The 18591-nt window shown below is 63.7% G+C and carries 13 protein-coding genes; 3 read left to right on the top strand and 10 right to left on the bottom strand.

What is annotated here, in order from left to right; all coding sequences use genetic code 11:
• The first annotated feature begins 446 nt into the window (after positions 1-446).
• Positions 447-1202 carry a Sir2 family NAD-dependent protein deacetylase gene (locus BCAL_RS08240; protein ID WP_043166164.1) on the top strand — a complete coding sequence of 252 codons (756 nt, stop codon included), beginning with the start codon at positions 447-449 and terminating at the stop codon, positions 1200-1202.
• A gap of 191 nt (positions 1203-1393) precedes the next feature.
• On the opposite strand, the gene ilvA is transcribed toward BCAL_RS08240, so the two are convergent.
• The 7 genes from ilvA to BCAL_RS08205 all read right to left on the bottom strand — a co-directional run bounded on the left by ilvA (position 1394) and on the right by BCAL_RS08205 (position 12274).
• On the bottom strand, positions 1394-2659 hold the full coding sequence (gene ilvA, locus BCAL_RS08235) for a threonine ammonia-lyase (RefSeq protein WP_043166166.1): 1266 nt from the start codon (positions 2657-2659) through the stop codon (positions 1394-1396).
• 324 nt (positions 2660-2983) lie between these two features.
• On the bottom strand, positions 2984-4894 hold the full coding sequence (locus BCAL_RS08230) for an alpha-glucosidase (RefSeq protein WP_043166168.1): 1911 nt from the start codon (positions 4892-4894) through the stop codon (positions 2984-2986).
• 256 nt (positions 4895-5150) lie between these two features.
• Entirely contained in the window at positions 5151-7082 is a 1932-nt protein-coding gene (locus BCAL_RS08225) for a Sip1-related alpha-galactosidase (protein WP_052119175.1), read from the bottom strand.
• A 176-nt stretch (positions 7083-7258) separates the two neighbouring features.
• On the bottom strand, positions 7259-8983 hold the full coding sequence (locus BCAL_RS08220; protein WP_052119176.1) for a glycoside hydrolase family 13 protein: 1725 nt from the start codon (positions 8981-8983) through the stop codon (positions 7259-7261).
• A gap of 38 nt (positions 8984-9021) precedes the next feature.
• Positions 9022-9846, bottom strand: a complete 825-nt coding sequence (locus tag BCAL_RS08215) for a carbohydrate ABC transporter permease (protein WP_043166170.1) — start codon at positions 9844-9846, stop codon at positions 9022-9024.
• A 6-nt stretch (positions 9847-9852) separates the two neighbouring features.
• The gene (locus BCAL_RS08210; protein WP_193350937.1) at positions 9853-10773 is read right to left on the bottom strand and encodes a carbohydrate ABC transporter permease; all 921 of its coding nucleotides are present in this window, start codon (positions 10771-10773) and stop codon (positions 9853-9855) included.
• 175 nt (positions 10774-10948) lie between these two features.
• Entirely contained in the window at positions 10949-12274 is a 1326-nt protein-coding gene (locus BCAL_RS08205) for an ABC transporter substrate-binding protein (RefSeq protein WP_043166171.1), read from the bottom strand.
• A 341-nt stretch (positions 12275-12615) separates the two neighbouring features.
• On the opposite strand from BCAL_RS08205, the gene BCAL_RS08200 reads away from it, so the two are divergent.
• Positions 12616-13641 carry a LacI family DNA-binding transcriptional regulator gene (locus BCAL_RS08200; RefSeq protein WP_043166173.1) on the top strand — a complete coding sequence of 342 codons (1026 nt, stop codon included), beginning with the start codon at positions 12616-12618 and terminating at the stop codon, positions 13639-13641.
• A 353-nt stretch (positions 13642-13994) separates the two neighbouring features.
• Here BCAL_RS08200 and BCAL_RS08195 read toward each other — a convergent pair whose 3' ends face one another.
• From BCAL_RS08195 to BCAL_RS08185, 3 genes are read right to left on the bottom strand one after another with little or no spacing between them, the layout of a single operon-like run.
• Complete coding sequence (locus BCAL_RS08195) at positions 13995-14885, bottom strand: carbohydrate ABC transporter permease (RefSeq protein ID WP_052119177.1); 891 nt, start codon at positions 14883-14885, stop codon at positions 13995-13997.
• A 17-nt stretch (positions 14886-14902) separates the two neighbouring features.
• Positions 14903-15832 (bottom strand): carbohydrate ABC transporter permease, encoded by a 930-nt coding sequence (locus BCAL_RS08190; RefSeq protein WP_043166268.1) that lies wholly within the window; start codon positions 15830-15832, stop codon positions 14903-14905.
• Between the two features lie 29 nt (positions 15833-15861).
• Entirely contained in the window at positions 15862-17136 is a 1275-nt protein-coding gene (locus BCAL_RS08185; protein ID WP_043166175.1) for an ABC transporter substrate-binding protein, read from the bottom strand.
• Positions 17137-17331: 195 nt separating this feature from the next.
• On the opposite strand from BCAL_RS08185, the gene BCAL_RS08180 reads away from it, so the two are divergent.
• Positions 17332-18591 (top strand): ROK family protein, encoded by a 1260-nt coding sequence (locus BCAL_RS08180; RefSeq protein WP_081887382.1) that lies wholly within the window; start codon positions 17332-17334, stop codon positions 18589-18591.

The raw sequence follows: 18591 nt of genomic DNA, 5'->3' as shown, positions 1-18591 counted from the left end.
CCCCGCCGCAATTCAACCCAACCAAGGGAACCCACCCAAAACAGGCAGGCCTGCAACGGACTGGCAATCATTGACTATAAAGAAGTAGTACAAACACACTCTTGAGTTCTCAAACCACCACACACATCAACAAGCTGAATCACAATTCTTTATTTGAATCAGATCGCCGTGCTGAGTGGCAACAGATGAGTAACTTACACGCCTTGCGACGATCATGCAAACCGGCATGCAAAAGTACGCCGCAAATCCTTGGAAATACAGCGTTCCATCGGCGTGTCGCAACGGCATCGCTTGACCCTGCCATGCGTCATGTCCTATTGCTAAGGATACGCCCGCGGACGTCACATGCCGGTAACCGAAAGTGACGAACAGTCGAACAAACGGAATCGCCGCGACTTCTCCCGGCGTACACCGCAACGACACGCAAAGCGCGTATACCTGTGGGTATGACAAAGAAAATCGCAGTACTGACCGGCGCCGGCATCTCCACCTCCGCCGGAATCCCCGACTTCCGCGGCCCCGACGGCGTGTGGACCAAGCACCCCGATCAGATGAGCGTGTACGACATCGACGCGTTCCTCAACGACAAGGAGGCGCGCGAATACTCGTGGCGCTGGCAGAAGGAATCGCCCGTGTGGAACGCGCAACCCGGCGTCGCGCACAAGGCGCTGGTCAGGCTCGAGAAGGCGGGCATGCTCACGCTGCTCGCCACGCAGAACTTCGACGCCCTGCACGAGAAGGCCGGCAACAGTCCGAACATCATCGTCAACCTGCACGGCACGATCGGCACATCGCACTGCATGAAGTGCCACGCCGAATACAACACCGCCGACATCATGGCGAAGCTAGACGAGGAGCCGGATCCGCGCTGCCATCGCCTGCTCAAGTACAAGGGGAACATGCCCTGCAACGGCATGATCAAGACCGACGTCGTCTACTTCGGCGAGGCGCTGCCGGACGGTGCGATGGAGAAGTCGTACAGTCTCGCGACCAAGGCCGACGAACTGTGGGTCATCGGATCGACGCTCGAGGTGTTCCCGGCCGCGAGCATCGTGCCGGTCGCCGCGCAGGCCGGCGTTCCGATCACGATCATGAACATGGGCCGCACCCAGTACGATCGCCTCGCCACCCGTCTCATCCACGACGACATCGCCGTGGCCCTGCCCGAACTCGTCGACGAAACCATCGCCGAGAACAGCTGACGCGCGAGTCACAAGTCAGCAGATACATACCGCTGGAACAGAGCGAAGGCCCGCTATTTACTGTTCACGACCGTAGGCTTGGCCGAACGGCCTTGAGTGTGTCGGAAACAGTAAATAGCGGGCCGTCGCGGTCAGCGCAATAAACGGTCAGGGCTACCCAGCCAAGGCGCAAAAAGCGCGAATCAGGCGAATCAGTAGATGCGCTTGGGGCTAAAGCCTTCGGCCTTGAGGGCGGCGAGGATGCGGTCGATGTGGTCGGGACCGTTGGTCTCGACCGTGACGCCGAGCGACACCGCGTTCGTGTAGTGGCCGGATGCCTTGAACTGATCGTGGTCGAGGGCGATCACGTTGGCGCGTTCGCGTGCGAGCAGAGACGCGACCTTGACGAGCTGACCCGGCGTATCGGGCAGCTCCACCTCGAAGTTCATGATGCGCCCGCGGGCGATCATGCCCTTCTGGATGACCGCGCCCATCGTCACTGTGTCGATGTTGCCGCCGGACATGATCGGCACGACCACGTGCGGGCCGGGCGCGGACGCGAACTTGCGCGAGCGCAGGTTCAGATGCTCGAGCGCGGCGAGCGAGACGGCACCGGCCGCCTCGACGACCAGCTTGTGCTTTTCGAGCATGAGCAGGATCATCTCGTTGATGTCACGCTCGGTGACGGTGACGATGTCGTCGAGGAACTCGTTGAGCAGCGCGAACGTGAGATCGCCCGGATGCTTGACGGCGACGCCCTCGGCGGAGGTGACGACCTGATCGGCGGGCACGACGCGACCGGCCGCGAGCGAGTTCTTCCACGCAGGCGAGCCCTCCGGGATCGCGCCGATCACGCGCACTTCCGGCTTGAACGTCTTGATGGCGAGCGCGACGCCGGCGCCGAGTCCGCCACCGCCGAGGGGCACGACCACGTCGGTGACGTTGGGCACGTCCTCGAGGATTTCGAGGGCGATGGTGCCCTGGCCGCAGATGACTTCGTAGTCGTCGAACGGCGGCACGTAGATCATGCCTTCCTTTTCGCTCAGTTCGGCGGCGTGGGCGGCGGATTCGTCGAAGACGTCGCCGTAGAGGACCACGTCGGCGCCGTACGCCTTGGTGGCGTCGACCTTGAGCGGCGGGGTGATGGTCGGCATGCAGATCGTGGCCTTGGCGCCGCGTTCGCGGGCGGCATAGGCGACGCCCTGCGCGTGGTTGCCGGCGGAGGCGGTGACGATGCCGCGGGCGAGCTCCTCTTCGGACAGGGAGGCGATCTTGTTGTAGGCGCCGCGGATCTTGAAGGATCCGGTGATCTGAAGGTTCTCGGGCTTGAGGAGAATCTCGTGTCCGGTCATTTCGGACAGGGTCGGCGAGGGGATGATCTCGGTGTGGCGTGCGGTCCCCTTCAACCGCTCGGCGGCTTTCTTGAGTTCGGCCGCATGATCACGCTGCAATGCTTTGAGGACGTCTTTCTGTTCCATAATCGGCTATTTTATGCGGCGGGGTGCCGTATCCAGACACCCCGTCTCGCGCAATAAGGCAATTCACGTGAATTCCCAGCCTTCATCCGCCGATATCTCGCCGATATCTCGCTTACGAGGGGTACTTTTCGCTTGTTACGGACATCTATCCTGCTTACGAGGGGTACCTGACCAAAGTACACAAACCTACAAACGGCAAACCCTCATGGTAATCAAGCCGTTTTAGGGGCCTTATACCTGCATCAGGTACCTCTCGTAAGCAGGATAGATGTCCGCAGAAGGCTGAAAGTACCCCTCGTAAGCAAGATAGCTGCGTCGAACGCATTACAAACGCACGGCGATGGCCTCCCACGGGTCGAGCTCCTCGTTGGTGAGGGAGACGACGGCGTGAGATGCGCCGTACGTGCTGATCACGATGTCCGGTTCGGTGATGCCTCCGGCGAGCAGCGCGGACGCCTCGGACGGCAGGTCGACGGTGCGTCCGGAGAGGTTCGCGACGATAAGCAGCGCGCCTTCGCCGGGCTGCGTGCTGGGATCCGGCTGCGGGTTGATGTGGAACGATTCGACGTCGTCGAACACCGGGTACGTCGAGGCCGGAGCGGGCTTGGCGAGGGTGCGGGTGAAGGCGTAGACGTGCGGGTCGGCCGCGTCGATCAGGTGCCAGCTGCCGGCGGAGATCACCGGGTCGGTGTGGCGCAGCGCGATGAGCTGCTTGTAGAACGCGTACACGGAGTCGGGGTCGTCGAACTCGCTGGCCACGTTGATGTCCGTGTGATTCGGGTTGACCGAGATCCACGGCTCGCAGGCGGCGTCGGGCGCGGTGAATCCGGCGTAGCGGGAGGCGTCCCACTGCATCGGGGTGCGGGAGTTGTCGCGACCGCGCGCGGCGATGCCGGCCATCATCGATTCGGCGCTCTGCACCTTGGCCTCCTCGACGCGCTGACGGTAGGCATTGAGCGTTTCCAAGTCGCGGTACTGGTCGAGGGAGGTGAAGTGCGCGTTGGTCATGCCGAGTTCCTCGCCCTGGTAGACGTACGGGGTGCCGCGGTGCATGTGCAGCACGAGTCCCCACGCTTTGGCGGAGCGGATGCGCGACTCCTCGGTGGAGTCGTCGCCCCAGCGGGAGACGACGCGCGGCTGGTCGTGGTTGCCGGTGAACAGGCTTGCCCAGCCGGCCTTCGCGACGGCGGTCTGATAGCCGGCCATGATGGACTTGAGCTTCGTCAGGTCGAGGGGCAGCGGCTTCCACTTGGCGCCCTCGCAGTCGAAGTCGACGTGCTCGAACAGGAAGAGCATGTCGAGTTCGCCGTTGGCGGGATCGGTGATGTGCTCGTTGCGCGCGGCCGTGATGCCGGGGGCCTCGCCGACGGTGAGGAAGCCGTCGCGGCCGTCGAACACCTCGCGGCGCATTTCGGCGAGGAACTCGTCCTGGCGCGGGCCGTCGGCGCAGAACGGGTTCGGGTTGGAGTAGCCCTCCTCGCCGACGGGCAGGTCGTCGAGTTCGGAACCGGCCTCGCCGGGGAGTTTGCCGTTCGGGTCGGTGCGCTTGGAGATCAGGGTGATGACGTCCATGCGGAATCCGTCGACGCCGCGATCGAGCCACCAGTTCATCATGTCGTACACGGCGCGGCGCACGGCCGGGTTCTCCCAGTTCAAGTCGGGCTGCTTCTTCGAGAACTGGTGGAGGAAGTATTCGCCGCGGGTCTCGTCGTACTGCCATGCGGAGCCGCCGAAGTAGGAGCCCCAGCGGTTCGGCTCGGCGCCGGGTTCGCCGGGCGTGGTGCCGGGGCGTGCGGGACGCCACCAGTACCAGTCGGCGTGCGGGTCGTCCTTGTGCTTCGACGCCTCGAACCATGCGTGTTCGTCGGACGTGTGATTGACGACGAGATCCATCACGATCTTCAGGCCCCGCTTGTGCGCTTCGGCGAGGAGTTCGTCCATGTCGTCGAGCGTGCCGAACAGCGGGTCGATGTCCTGATAGTCGGAGATGTCGTAGCCGTTGTCGTCCTGCGGGGACTTGTAGACCGGGGAGAGCCACAGCACGTCAACGCCGAGGTCGGCGAGGTAATCGAGGCGGGAGGTGATGCCCTTGAGGTCGCCGAATCCGTCACCGTTCGTGTCCTGGAAGGATCGCGGGTAGATCTGGTAGACGACGGCGTTCGACCACCACGGGTTCGGGGTCGCGCCGTTCGTGCGGATGGCGTCGGGCAGTGGTTCACGGTTGAAGGCGGTCATCGTTGGCTCCTTTGCTGGGGTTGCGTTGTGTCGCTTATGTGATCTGTGCGTTCTATGTGCTCTGCGAGTTTCGCGCCGGTCATGTCAATAAGCTGCTACGCGACAGGATAGGCGCACGAGGTTTTCATTCCCATCATCGCCCGGCATGGGCGTGGCGGAAAGTAATGGGATGGTGTTCCGTACGGTTGGACGTGCATTCGGTTACGGTCCGTCGTCATTCGCCGGATTTTCCTCGGCAAATGGTGACACGACCACGCTATGACGCGTCCGGCACGCAGGCGATGCGGATCCGCAGCAGACGGACCCGACCGTAAGCCACTTCGTACCGCTCGCGCCCGTGCGCGGGAATGACGACCGTCCCGCGGTCGACGTTCGGCGCATCGCCCACCGCAAGCTCGGTGACTTGCAACGGTTCATCTCCAGCCTCGATGACGCCCCACTGCGATTCGCCCTCCCGCAGGCCGATGAACGCGATCACGCTTTCGCCGCCGAATCGCGCTTCGACGCCAAGCGCCCGTGCCGAACGCGTCGGATCGGCGAGCAGCGAATCGACGATCGGCCGAGCCGGCTCATCGGGACGACGCAACCGCCCGGTCACGGGGTCAAGCAGCGCGCGCAGCACCGCGGCGTCCGTATGCCCGAGCGTGTCGGAGCAATATACCGGGCCGCCACTCATCACCCGCAGCACCGCATGGGTCCATGCATGCGGATGCTCGGTCCAGAACATGTCCCAATCACAGTGGTACAGCTCGCCCAACAACAGCGCGCAGTAGGCGTTTTCAATGAGATGCTCGGCGAGCGATTCGGGGTGATGGGGCAGATAGTCGTCGCTGGTGCGCGTGATCGGCGAGGTGGGCCGATGCCAGTAGTCCTCGGAGGACATGCCCATGCAGTTGATGAGCGCGCCGTCGAACAGATCGCTCGTCACCGTGTCGAGCGCACGATGACGCCCCCACGTCGCTTCACCATAGCTCTCCGAGCCCCGGGTCATCACCGATGTGGAGCTCTGCGAATCGACTTTCACGAAGTCAACGCCGGCCGCAGTCAGATGCGTGTCCCATGTGTCCCAGAATCGCGCGGCGGCGTCTTGGCCCGCGGCCGGGATCAGGCACCCGTTCGCGGTGCATGTGACGGCGGACTGAGCAGCGGCCCACTCGGGGTCGATGCCGGCCCAATAGCCTTGGAACGCCTGCCATACGCCTACGGAACGCACGCCGTAGCGGCGTTTGAGCAGATCGACGGTGTGGACGAGCCCATGCGGGAAGCGTTCGTGGTCCGCGTCGAACCCGCGCAGGGTTTCATGCACGCGGTCCGTGTCCGACCAGCCGTCGTCGATGAGCACCCATGAGATAGGGACGTCTTTGGCGCGGAATTCCTCCATTTTCGCGATGATGGCCGACTCGCTCACCTCACGGCCCAGAGAATCCCACGTGCACCAGCCGAGTCCGGTGAGCGCTTCGGGGAACGGACGTTCACGCCGTGTACTAACGCCGAGGCGTCGGGCCGCGGCTTCGACACAGACGCGGACGGCGCGGTAGGGGTCCTTGCCGATTGCGGCGTAGCAGACCACGTCGCGCATGATGGTACGACCGGTCTTGTTGGAGGAGACGATAAGCCGCAGCGCACAGTCATCGGTATTCGAGACGGCATGCGGGCCTCCGCCCAAAGCGGCGGCGAAATCGGCCCGGACGTCATCCCCGGATACGGCGAGCAGCACCACCCAGCGGCCGTCCACGCAACGGTAGAGCAGCATCTGCGTGCGGGGCGGCACATCGGCGAGCGCCTGCACCCATGTAGGGCGCATCCACCACTCCTTGTGCTGGTAGAGGCACAGCGGCGTGATGCCGGGCGCCGGGGCCGGCACATCGATGGCTGCCTCCAGACCGGCGATGGAGGTGAACGTCTCCTGTTCCTGGAATGCGGCGGCGCGGCCTTCGGGCTGTGGCAACTCGGCGTCCACGTCGAATCGCCATAGCAACGGGTCTGGTGTGCCGGCCGGCACGTCCATCGTCGTCACGGCGATGGCGTCGGCGGGCAACTGACGGTTTGCCGTGGCGGGCTCGCCATAGGCGGCACGACCCGTATCGACGTGTGCGGTCACGCAGCGCACACCGATGGGCGAGGATGTGCCGGCAGATGCGGCGCCATTGGGGGCGACTGCGACATTCGACGGCTCATGCATGATCATGACTCCAAGTCTATTGTTCTGCTGTTCCTCGATGGCTCTGCGCGACCGACCGGTCGGATATGCGGTTGGATTACCCGCACATCTCGCATATCCATTTGCCTCTCTCCGATCGTCCGACTGAGGGATCCGGGGGCCGACGATCAGTTAACCAGTCAACAGGCCAGACGAACAGCCGATCAAACCGCCAGACGGCACCAGAACGTGGCGGCGGGCGGAATCGAAGTCCGACGTTCGCCCGGCGCAACGGCGCTGTCGGAGGAGACGAGCACCGTCACGGCGGACGGCAGGCTCACAGACTGCGTGTCCGCATAGTTGGCGACGACCGTCATACCGGAAGGCAACGTCCACCCGAGTAGCGGTGCGGACCAGTCGGACTCGTCGAGCCAATCGAACGCGAACGGCGCGCGATCGCCCATGGCACCGGCGGCAACGACGGCCTCATCCGTGTCTGCGGCCGCACCATCGCCTGTCACCCACGTGCGTCGCAACGCGATGGCCCGACGGTACATCGTCAGGGTCGACGCATCATCGACCTCCTCCGCATCGACGGCATACCGGGCGAACCAGTCCGGCTGCGGCAGCCACGAGGCACCGGTGCCGTTGAAACCGAGCGCGGGACCGGAAGCCGTCCATGGCAGGGGCACGCGGCATCCGTCGCGACCCTTGAAGTAGTGTCCGGAACGTTCCCAGTTCGGATCCTGGATCTCGTCCTCGGTCAGGTCGAAGTCCTCGGGCAGGCCGAGCTCCTCGCCCTGGTAGACGAACGCCGTACCGGGCAGACCAAGCTCCATCAATGCGGCAGCACGGGCCCGGCGGGCGGCGAGCGCGGGATCGATCGTCGGGTCCGTGCCGTTCGAGGTGACCCATTGTTCGATGTTGGTCTTCGGGGGCAGACCAAGGCGCGAGGCGATGCGGGGCACGTCGTGGTTGCCGAGCACCCATGTGGGCGATGTGCCGGCGTCGGCCGCGAACCGCCGTGTGCGTTCGATGGTCTCGCGATACTCGTCGCGTGACCATGCCGCCTTGGACATGGAGAAGTCGAAGACGGCGCCGAGCTCGTCGGGGCGGGCGTACTGGAAGATGCGCGGCGTGAACGGCGACCACGATTCGCCGATCGCATATTTCGGCGGATCGTAGCGATTGAACAGTTCGCGCCATTCACGGTAGATGCCATGCACGGCATCGCGGTCCCACAGGGGGTCGGAACCGTCCGCGGCCTGCGGCGACATGAGCGTGGGATCGGGACGATCGCGCAACGGATCGCGCAGGTCCTTGGCGAGACCGTGCGAGACGTCGATGCGGAAGCCGTCGACGCCCTTGTCGCACCAGAACCGCAGGATGTCGAGGAACTCGGCGCGAACCTCGGGATTGTCCCAGTTGAGGTCGGGCTGCTCGCGGGCGAACAGGTGCAGGTAGTACCACCCGTCACCGCACGGCTCCCATGCGGAACCGCCGAAGTTGCTCAGCCAGTTGGTGGGCGGCAGCTCACCGTGATCGCCTCTGCCCCGGCGGAACACGTAGCGGGAGGCCGCGTCCGACTCGGGGCCGTCGCGCAGCGCCTCCTGGAACCAAGGGTGCCGGTCCGAGGTGTGGTTGGGCACGATGTCGACGATGATCCGAACGCCCGCCGCATGGGCCTTGACGACGAGGTCGTCGAACTGCTCCATCGTGCCGAGACGCGGGTCGACGGCGCGGTAGTCGGCCACGTCGTATCCGCCGTCGGCCAGCGGCGACGGATAGAAGGGGGACAGCCAGATCGCGTCGATGCCGAGTTCGACGAGATAGTCAAGACGTTCGATCACGCCGGCGAGGTCGCCGTCGCCGTCACCGTTCATGTCACGGAACGAGCGGGGGTAGATCTGGTAGATGACGGCCTTGCGCCACCAATCGGCGTCGGTCATGGGAAGCTCCTTTGCCTGATGTGTAACGGACTTGCGGCTCAGCCCTTGACGGAGCCGGCGAGCATGGCCCGGATGAAGTAGCGCTGGAGGAAGATGAACAGGATCATTGTCGGCGCCATGATGAGCAGCGCGCCCGCGTTGAGCAGGACCACGTCGGTCTGGTACTGGCCGACGAAGGACTGCAGGGCGCCCGCCATCGTGCGCTTGTTCGGATCATTCTCGAGCACCACGGCCAGCAGGAACTGGTTCCATGTGGCGAGGAACGTGAGGATGCCGAGGGAGGAGATCGCCGGCAACGCGAGAGGCAGCTGGATCGAGCGGAACGTGCGGAAGTGCCCGGCGCCGTCGATGCTGGCGGCCTCCATCAGATCACGGGGCATCTGCTCGAAGCAGGATCGCATCCACACGATGCCGAACGGGATGTTGAGACCGATGAGCGGCAGGATGAGCGCGAGCCGCGTGTTGAGCAGACCCATGTCGCTGATCTCGTAGTAGAGCGGGGTGACCAACGTCTCGAACGGGATGGTTAGGCCCACGAGGAACAAAATGTAGATCAGCCCCTTGCACGGCACGCGCAGCTGGGCGAACGCATAGCCGCCGAGCGAGCAGAAGATCACGACGCAGGGCACGACGACGATCACGAGGAGGATGCTGTTGAGCAGCAGCGGGGTGATGTTGGCCATGTTCCACGCATCGATGAAGTTCTCCCAATGCGGGTGCGCGGTGAACTGGATACCTTCGGGCATGGAGCCCTGCGGCTGCAGCGCGGCGGAGAGCATGCTCAGGAACGGCAGCACGCAGAAGAGGACGGTCAGGGCGAGCATCACGGTTCCGGTGATGCGCACGGTCTTGGATTGCTGCATGGCAGGTCACTTCTCCTTTCCGTTGACCAGACGCTGCAGGGGGCCAACCACGAGCAGCACGAGGATCATCAGGGTGAAGGCGAGCGCGGAGGCGAGGCCGACGCTCTGCTGGGTGAACGCGAGACGGTAGACCTGCACGCCGGGCACCATGGTGGAGGTGCCGGGACCGCCCTGGGTGGACATGTAGACGACGTCGAAGCTGGCGAGCGCGGAGATGATCGTCATGGTCAGGCACACGCCGATCTGGCCGCGCAGGCCGGGAAGTGTGATGTGGAAGAGCTGACGCCACCATCCGGCGCCGTCGAGGCTGGCGGCCTCGTACAGGGACTGGTCGATGCCGCCGATGCCGGAGAGCAGGAGGACGACGCAGAAGCCCAGCTGGAGCCAGAAGCCGATCACGCCGACGGCGTTGAGCGAGGTGGACTGGTCGCCGAGCCACACGTGGGCGAAATCACCCAACCCGACCGAGCGCAGCAGCTGATTGGCAGTGCCCTTGTCGGCGAGCATCCAGGTCCATGCCACGCCGGCCGCGGCGCCGGGGATGACGCGGGGCAGGAACAGACAGACCTGCGCGAAGGATCGCCCGGCCTTGGACTTCATGTCCTTGATGAGGACGGCGATGATCAGGCCAAGCACGATCGGGATGACGGAGAAGAAGATGATCAGGTAGAACGAGTGGAGGATCGACCCGTACAGTTCCGGGTCGGTGAAGACGGTGATGTAGTTCTCGACGCCGATGAAGGTGCTGGCGTCGATGCCGTTCCATTCGTAGAACGAGTACCAGATGGTCTGAATGATCGGCCACAGTTCGAAGGCGATGTAAAACAGCAGCGCGGGGGCGAGGAACAGCAGGCTGACCAAGCCGAGGGACATGCCGCGCTTGGGCTTGGCAGCCTTGGCTGCCGCGACCGTCTTATGGGTATCCATGATTGTCACCATGCTTTGCTGAATGCTGGGTGTTGAGTGCGATGTTGAATGCGATGAGTTGATTGGAGAATCGAGCGGGACGGCAAAAGGGGATAAAAACGCCCCGCCCGAAGTATGGGGAGTACGCGCCCGGAACCGGTCTAGGATCGGTCGACGCGGACGAATGGCCGTGCGCCTACTTGACTTCCTTCTCGTACTGGGCCTGGATCGACTCGACGAACGCCTTGGGCGTCATCGAACCGTCGATCAGGGACTGGAAGCCGGGGATGATGGCGCTGGCCTGCATGCCCGCGGTGGCGTTGTTGATGTAGTCAGTGGTGTTGCCGGTCTCGACCAAACCTTCGTAGGCCGTAAGCACCTGTCCAAGCAGCTGGTTGTCGGTGCTCGGGGTATCCCCTTCGCCGATCGGCGGGTAGCCGTTGTCGACGGCGATCTGGCGGGCCTCATCGGACTGCAGGAAGTCGAGGAACGCGGCGGCGGCGTTCTTGTTCTTGGCGTTGGCCGGGATGCCGAACGCGGTAACGGCGTTGGCTGCCGCGGAGCCGGAGTCGGCCTGCTCGCCCGGGAAGGCGATCCAGCCGGCATCGTCGCCGAGGGCCTCGTTGATGGAGGCGGAGTACCAGCTGCCGGAGGGGAAGAACAGGGCCTGACCGTCACTGAAGCGGCTCAGAGCGGTGGAGCCATCAAGGGCGAGCGCGTCCTTGGAGAAGTAGCCGGCCTTCTGCCAGTCCTGGATCTTCTGGGCTGCCTTCACCGCGCCGTCGGTGCTGAACGTGGCGCCGTCCTTCTGGATGATCCAGTCCTGCACGGCGTCGCGTCCCTCGTAGTTGGTGAGCAGCGCCTGATAGATATAGGAGGTGCCGCCCTCCTTGGCCGGCATCATCATGGCGAGTTTGCCGGCGTCCTTGGCTTTCTTCATGTCGGCCTCAAGCTCGGCGACGGTGGCCGGCGCCTCTGTGATGCCTAGTTCCTTGGCGACCTTCTTGTTCCAGTACAGGCCGGTCATCGACACGCCATCCGGCACCGCGTACAGACTGCCGGAGCCGATCTTGCCGCTGGAGTCGACGCGGTAGACCTGGGTCTGCGAATCGGGCAGGTCCCAGCCGTAAGCCTTGGCGTATTCGTCGAGGTTGACGAGGTGGTTGCCGCGCACGGCAGAGTTGATGTCGGTGATGCGGGCGATGTCCGGGGTGTCGGCAGCGGAGATGATGCGCGGGCCGTTCTGCTGGGAGGTATTGTCCGGATCGTAGGTGGCCTTGATGGTCACGTTCGGGTACTTCTTCTGGAAGGCGGCGATCAGCTGGTCGTCGAAGGCCTTGAGGCCTGCGCCGTCCCACAGCCTGAGCTCGTACTTGGTGTCGCCCAGATCTGTGCTGACAGGCTCGTTGCTGACGTTCGCCTTGGAGCTGGACGAGCCAGGTCCGCACGCGGCGACCGACGTCAGGCAGGACACGGCGAGCAGACCCGCGACCGCGGTCTTGACGGCTTTCATGATCCTCATCGTAGATTTCCTTTCCTTCATCCGGGCGATGCCAGCCCGGCTGTCTTCCTTGACTTATGTCATCAGCGCTCAAATCTTTTTGCTAAGCGCTTATGCATGAGGATAGCACCCGTCGAACCGGTTCGTCAACTTCAGCTTAGGTATACACCATATCCGGCGTGTCGAAGCGTTTTGCCCTGCAAAATACATTGAAAATCAAAGGATTTGATGTGCATTACTCCCATCTTCACATGCAGGCGCATCGTTCACACAATCTCAGCGCTTATATGCACGCTGCATCGACGCGTATATAATCGTTTAGTACAAGGTCAGCCAACCACAACAGCACAACGAGGAACATCATGGGACAGGTCACCATCGACGACGTGGCGAAGGCCGCCGGCGTATCGACATTCACGGTATCGCGTGCGTTGCGCGGCAAGGACCACGTGGCGGCGAAGACGCGTGAGAAGGTGCTCAGGGCCGCCAAGGAACTCAACTACACGGTCTCGCGATCGGCCGCCGCTCTGGCCAGCGGTCGGACCAATCGCATCGCGCTGCTCGCCCGCGAACGCATCGCAGGCTGGTTCATGGGCGAACTGTTTGACGGCCTGTACGACGTGCTCAGCCAGGCGCAGTACGATCTGACCGTCTATCGCGCGGGCAGCGTCGAGGAGCGCAGCGAGTTCTTCACTCGCCTTCCCGCCAATCGCAATGCGGACGCGCTGATCGTCTCCGGATTCTCCGCGACCGACGAGGAGGCCGACACGCTCGCGGGCATGGGGATGCCGATCGTATCCGTCAACTCGCCGTATATCAGCTGCTGCCAGGCGTCCGTCGCCATCGACGACGAGGCGGCCGAGGCCATGGCGGTGCGGTATCTGGCCGCGCTCGGACACCGTCGATTCTGCTACGTCGGACGAGTGGACCCGCTCACCGGCACCGCATGGGGATTCGACGCACGCGCACGCGGGTACAAGGACGAGATCGCCTCGCTCGGACTGACCGACTGCGGAATCCACTGCATCGATCTCTGGGACCCCCAGTCGGCGCGTCAGACAGTCGCCACCATACTCGCCCAGCCCCGACTCCAACGTCCGACCGCAATCTGCGTCTGGTCCGACTACTACGCGCTACGCGTGATCCACGAGCTGCACGCGGCAGGCATTCGAATCCCTGAGGAGATGTCCGTATTCGGCTTCGACGGATCCGACGTCGCGGACGCTATCGGGCTGAGCACGATGGTACCGACATCGCCCCGCGAGATCGGACGGATCGCGGCGCGCAAGACCCTCGATCTTGTCGCCGGTCATACGCCGGACGAACCTCATACCACCGTGCCTGTCGCGATCCAACCCGCCGCCACCAGCGCCCCGGTGCGCGAGTAGCGGAGTCTGGCATGGGCGCGCAGCAGCGAGAGACACCGGACATGCAGTGACGGTTGTCTCTCGCCTACTGGGCCTCAGCGAGAGATAACCGTCAGTCCGAGTCATGCGTATCTCGCGGAGTAGCCCTTGCGCGAGAGGAAACAGGCGTCATATAGCGGAAACCTCTCGCTGGCGAGGGCCTGGCGAGAGGTTTCCGCTATATGACGCCGGGAATGGCTTGCGAGGGGACCACCGGGCTTTCCGTTACTTGACCGCGTCCTGCAAGTACGGACTCGCCTTACGGCGAGACTCAACCTGCCTCACGGGCTGTCGCCCGCTCGGAGCGGTCAACGGAAAGCCCACCGGGCTTTCCGTTACTTCACAGCTCCCCTCATCACGCCGCCGATGACCCACTTCTGGGCGAAGACGTAGACGATGAGGATCGGGGCCATGGCCATCAGGTAGCTGGAGAAGGCCATCGGATAGTTGGTGGCGAACTGGGAGCTGAAGACGTACTGGGCCAGCGGAATCGTCTGGTTCGACTGGTCGGTCAGCACGATGAGCGGCAGGAGGAAGTCGTTCCACGCCCACAGCGCGGTCAGGATCGCGATGGTCGCGTTGATCGGGCTCATCAGCGGGAAGATGATCTGCCAGAAGATGCGCCAAGTCGACGCGCCGTCGATGCGCGCGGCCTCCTCAAGCGAGACCGGGATCGAACGGATGAATCCGGTCGCGATGAACAGGTTCGTGCCAAGGCCCAGCACCATGTACAGCAGGATCAGGCCGACCTGGTTGTCGAGGTGCCACGATCCCATCTGCTTGGCGATCGGCAGCATGACGACCGGGAACGGCACGAACATCGCGGCGATGAAGAAGTAGTACAGGAAGCGGAAGAATCGCTTGTCCATGTTGCGGGCCACCGCGTACGCGACGAACGTGTTGGTCAGCAGGGTCAGCACCACGGCGGCGACGGTGATGATCGCCGAGTTGAGCGCGGCCTTCGGGTAGTTGACCTTGGCGGACGCGTCGGCGAAGTTGTGCCACTCCCACGTGGTCGGCAGGGCGAACGTGCCGGCCTCGGCGGGCGTCTTCAGCGCGGTGACGATCGTGAAGTACAGGGGGATCAGGATCGTCAGGGACAGGACCGCGACGGCGGCGGTGAGCCACCAGTTGATGTTGCGGTCCCTGCGGAACTTCTCGGGCTTGCCGGACGACTTTCCGGACTGCACACCGGACTGCGTGGACGAAGAGGACTTGACTGACATTGCGGCACTCATGGCACTCACACCTTTTCCTTGCTGCCGAAGAACTTGAGCTGGATGAACGCGATGATCGCGAGGACGATGAAGAAGAGCACGGCGTTGGCGGTCTGGTACGCGTACTCGCCGCCGGTCAGGCCGCCCTTCCAGATGAGGTAGGTCACGGTTTCCGTGGCGGAGTTCGGACCGCCGTCGGTCAGGGCGACGACCTGGTCGAACGTGCCGAGTGCGTTCTTCATGGACAGCACGAGGTTGATCGTGAAGAACGGTCCGATGAGCGGGAACGTGATCTTCCAGAACTTCTGCCACGCGTTGACGCCGTCGAGCGCGGCCGCCTCGTAGATCTCGGTGTCGATGGTCTGCAGGCCGGCGAGGTAGAGCAGCACCGAGTAGGCGACGCCCTGCCACACGGCGAGGAACACGATCGGGATCCACGAGTACTGCTCGCTGGTGATGAGCGATTCGGACAGCCAGTCGATGCCGAGCGCCTTGCCGAGCTCAGGCAGCGGGTTCATGAAGATGTACTTGAACACGTAGCCGATGACCAGCACGGACAGGGTGTAGGGCACGAAGAAGATCGCGCGGAAGCCGTTTTTGAACGCGATCTTGCCGTTCAGCGCGACGGCGATGAACATCGCGATCACGTTGATGAGCACGGTGATCGCGATGGCGATCAGGAACGTGAACAGATAGGCGTGGCCCACGCGATCGTCCTGGAACAGGGCGATGTAGTTCTTGAATCCGATGATGTCATAGTCGCCGTAGCCCTGCGAATTGGTGAACGAGTACATCACGCCCTGCAGGAACGGCACGTACAGGAAGACCGCGAAGATGATCGCGGCCGGTACGGCCATCCAGTAGAAGGCGCGGTCGACCTTGCGGTCGGAAAATGCGGAGACGCGCTTCTTCGCGGGCTTCGTCGCCTTGGCGGAGGCCGCGGATGATGATGTCATCATGATGCTCCTTCCTTCCTTTCGATTCGTCAGTTCGTGAAGGTCCTCGCCTGGACCTTGTCCCATTCGGTCTGCATCTGGTTCAGGAAGCGGTCGGTGTTGCCGCTGGTCACCATCGTCTGCAGGTAGCCGCCGATGTTGATCGAGGAGGGGATGTAGTGGTCGCAGAAGTCGGCCACCTTGTTCTCCTCGAAGAACGGGCGCACGGTTTCGAGCGCCTTGTTGCCGAAGTGCGTGTCCTTGAGCGGGGTGATCGCGGAGTTCGCGTCGGCGTAGTCGTTGAGGGTCTTCTCGCTCATGAGGAACTCGATGAACTTCATCGCCTCGGCCTTGTGCTGGGTGTTGGCGCCCATCGTGAGCATCACGTCGTCGCCGGCGGTGAGGATCTGCTCGTCAGCGTTGTCGGAGGCGGGCATCTGCGCGAAGCCCAGATCCGCGTCCTTGTTGATCATGAGGATCTGCGGGATGGCGTACGTGCCCAGCGGGATGATCGCGGCGGAGCCCTTGGCGAAGTTCTGCGTGCCCTGCTGGTAGGTGATGCCCTTGTCGCCGTCGGCGTACTTGAAGAGCTCCACCTCCTTGCTCACGGTGTCCTTCCACATGTCCTGGAAGTTGGTCTCACCGGTCTTGAGCTTCGTGTACTCGGTTTCGGGCACGAGCGTGCCGGCGAGGGACGCGAGCGGCGCCTGCGTGGTCCACGCGTCGGCGACCGTCGCCTCGACCGGGTTGATGCCCTGATCGCGGAACTTCTGGAGCATCGCGGTGAACTCGCTCCACGTCTTCGGCGGGTTCTCCGGGTCGACGCCGGCCTTGCGCCAGATCTCCTTGTTGTAGATGTAGCCGGAGGCGTTGCCGGCGAACGGCAGACCGTACAGGCGCTTCTTCGACTGGTCGGTGGTCTGCACGAGGTTCTTCGCGATTTCGACCATGCCGGGGTTGAGCTCGTCGACGATCGGCTCGTCGGTGAAGTCGTAGAAGACGCCGGATGCGGCGAAGTTGCCGAAGCTGATGTCGCCGTTGAACGTGATGACGTCCGGCACGCGGTTCTTGACGAATCGGGTGCGCAGATCGGTCTGCGCGTTGGCGGAGTTGTTGATGTTGATCTTGATGGTCGGGTTTTCTTTCTCGAACTCGGCTGCGGCCTGCTTGAACCAATCGGCGGCCTCGGCCTTGAACTGGAAGAAATCAAGCGTGACGGTGCCGGCGGTGTTCGCGCCGCAACCGGCAAGTCCGACGCCGACCGCGATCGCGCAGACTGCGGCCGCGACCCGTCTCATCCATGACTTGGGGGAATCGCACTGCATTCGTAGACTCCTTAGCTTTCTCCTTTCCGCAGCGTCGGTGCCGCGGAATGTGCTTCCACGATACGGTTCGATAGTTTTTATTCCAAGCGTGAGCGAGCCTCGCAACGGTGGAAATTAAAGACCGGCGAATTATGTATTCTAGGAATGGAATTCAGACAGATTCGATTCGCCGACGAATGCGGGGAGTGTATGGGAATGACAAACAACGACGAATGGCCGGGGAACCGGCCGGGAAGTGGCGAGTCACCCGACGAGCTTCCATCCCTCCCCCACTGGTTCGAGGGATCGGAGTACACGCATCGCGTGGCGTGCGCGATCGCGAAGTACGGACCGATCGCACGCACGACGCTGGCGCAGCTGCTGGGCCTGTCACAGGGCTCACTGTCGCGCATCACGAGCGATCTGATCTACGCGGGCGTCATCGAGGAGCTACCGGGCGATTCGGTCACACGCGGCCCGCTGCCGCAGGGGTTCACGCCGAAGGAGAGCTCGGATCGGCGCGGCCGGCCGCAGACGGCGCTGGCCTTGTGCGCGAACGCACGCACGTTCGTCGGCGTGAAGGCGAACGGCACGTCCGCGGTGGCCGCGGCGGTCAACGCGCACGGCGAGGTCGTGTCCGGGCGGCATGAGGCCGCATTCCCGGACCGATCGCCCGAATCGGTGACGGCGACGATCGCGCGACTCGTCAACGAGTGCGTGGTCGACGTGACGGGTTCGGCGCTGCCCGCCCCGATCGCAGTCGGCGTGGCGATCGGCGGACATGTGGCGGATGACGATCGGACCGTCACGTTCGCGCCGTTCCTGCGCTGGGATCACGACGTGCCGCTGGCCGAGATGGTAACGCGCGCGACGAACCTGCCGTGTGGCGTGTACAACGACATCGACTCGCTGCTGGTGGATGCCAGCTGGTTCGGGCCGGGTGTGGGGCTTGAGGCGTTCGCGGTGCTGACGATCGGCATCGGCATCGGCTATTCGCTGGCGATGCGCGGCCGGCCGGTCTCCTATCCGGACAAGAGCTACGGACTGCTCGGTCATGTGCTCGTCGATCCGGAGGGGCCGCGATGCACGGCCGGACACATCGGCTGCGCGCAGTGTCTGACCGACGATTCGCTCGCCGACCAGTATTCGCAGATGATGGGTCGCGCGTGCACGTTCGACGATTTCGCGCGCGACGCCCGGGCGGGGGTGCCGCAGGCGTCGCGACTGCTCGACAAGACGTGCTTCCGTCTGGGATCGCTGATCGCGACGGTCGCGAACATCGCGATGCCGTCGAAGGTGATGGTCGCCGGCGAATCGGCGTTCCTCGCGAAGATGGCGATCGACCCGATCCGCGACGGCATCAACCGCTACCGGCACAGTCAGGCCTCGCCGGTGGAGTTCACCGTCGTGGACCATGACTGGCAGCTGTGGGCCAAGGCCGCCGCATCCCGAGTGATCGCGCGATATCTGGAGTAA

It is taken from the genome of Bifidobacterium callitrichos DSM 23973 (assembly GCF_000741175.1).
GTDB classification, from domain to species: Bacteria; Actinomycetota; Actinomycetes; order Actinomycetales; family Bifidobacteriaceae; genus Bifidobacterium; species Bifidobacterium callitrichos.
Note: the sequence above shows the minus strand (reverse complement) of the source record. Positions and strands in the feature narration are given on the sequence as shown.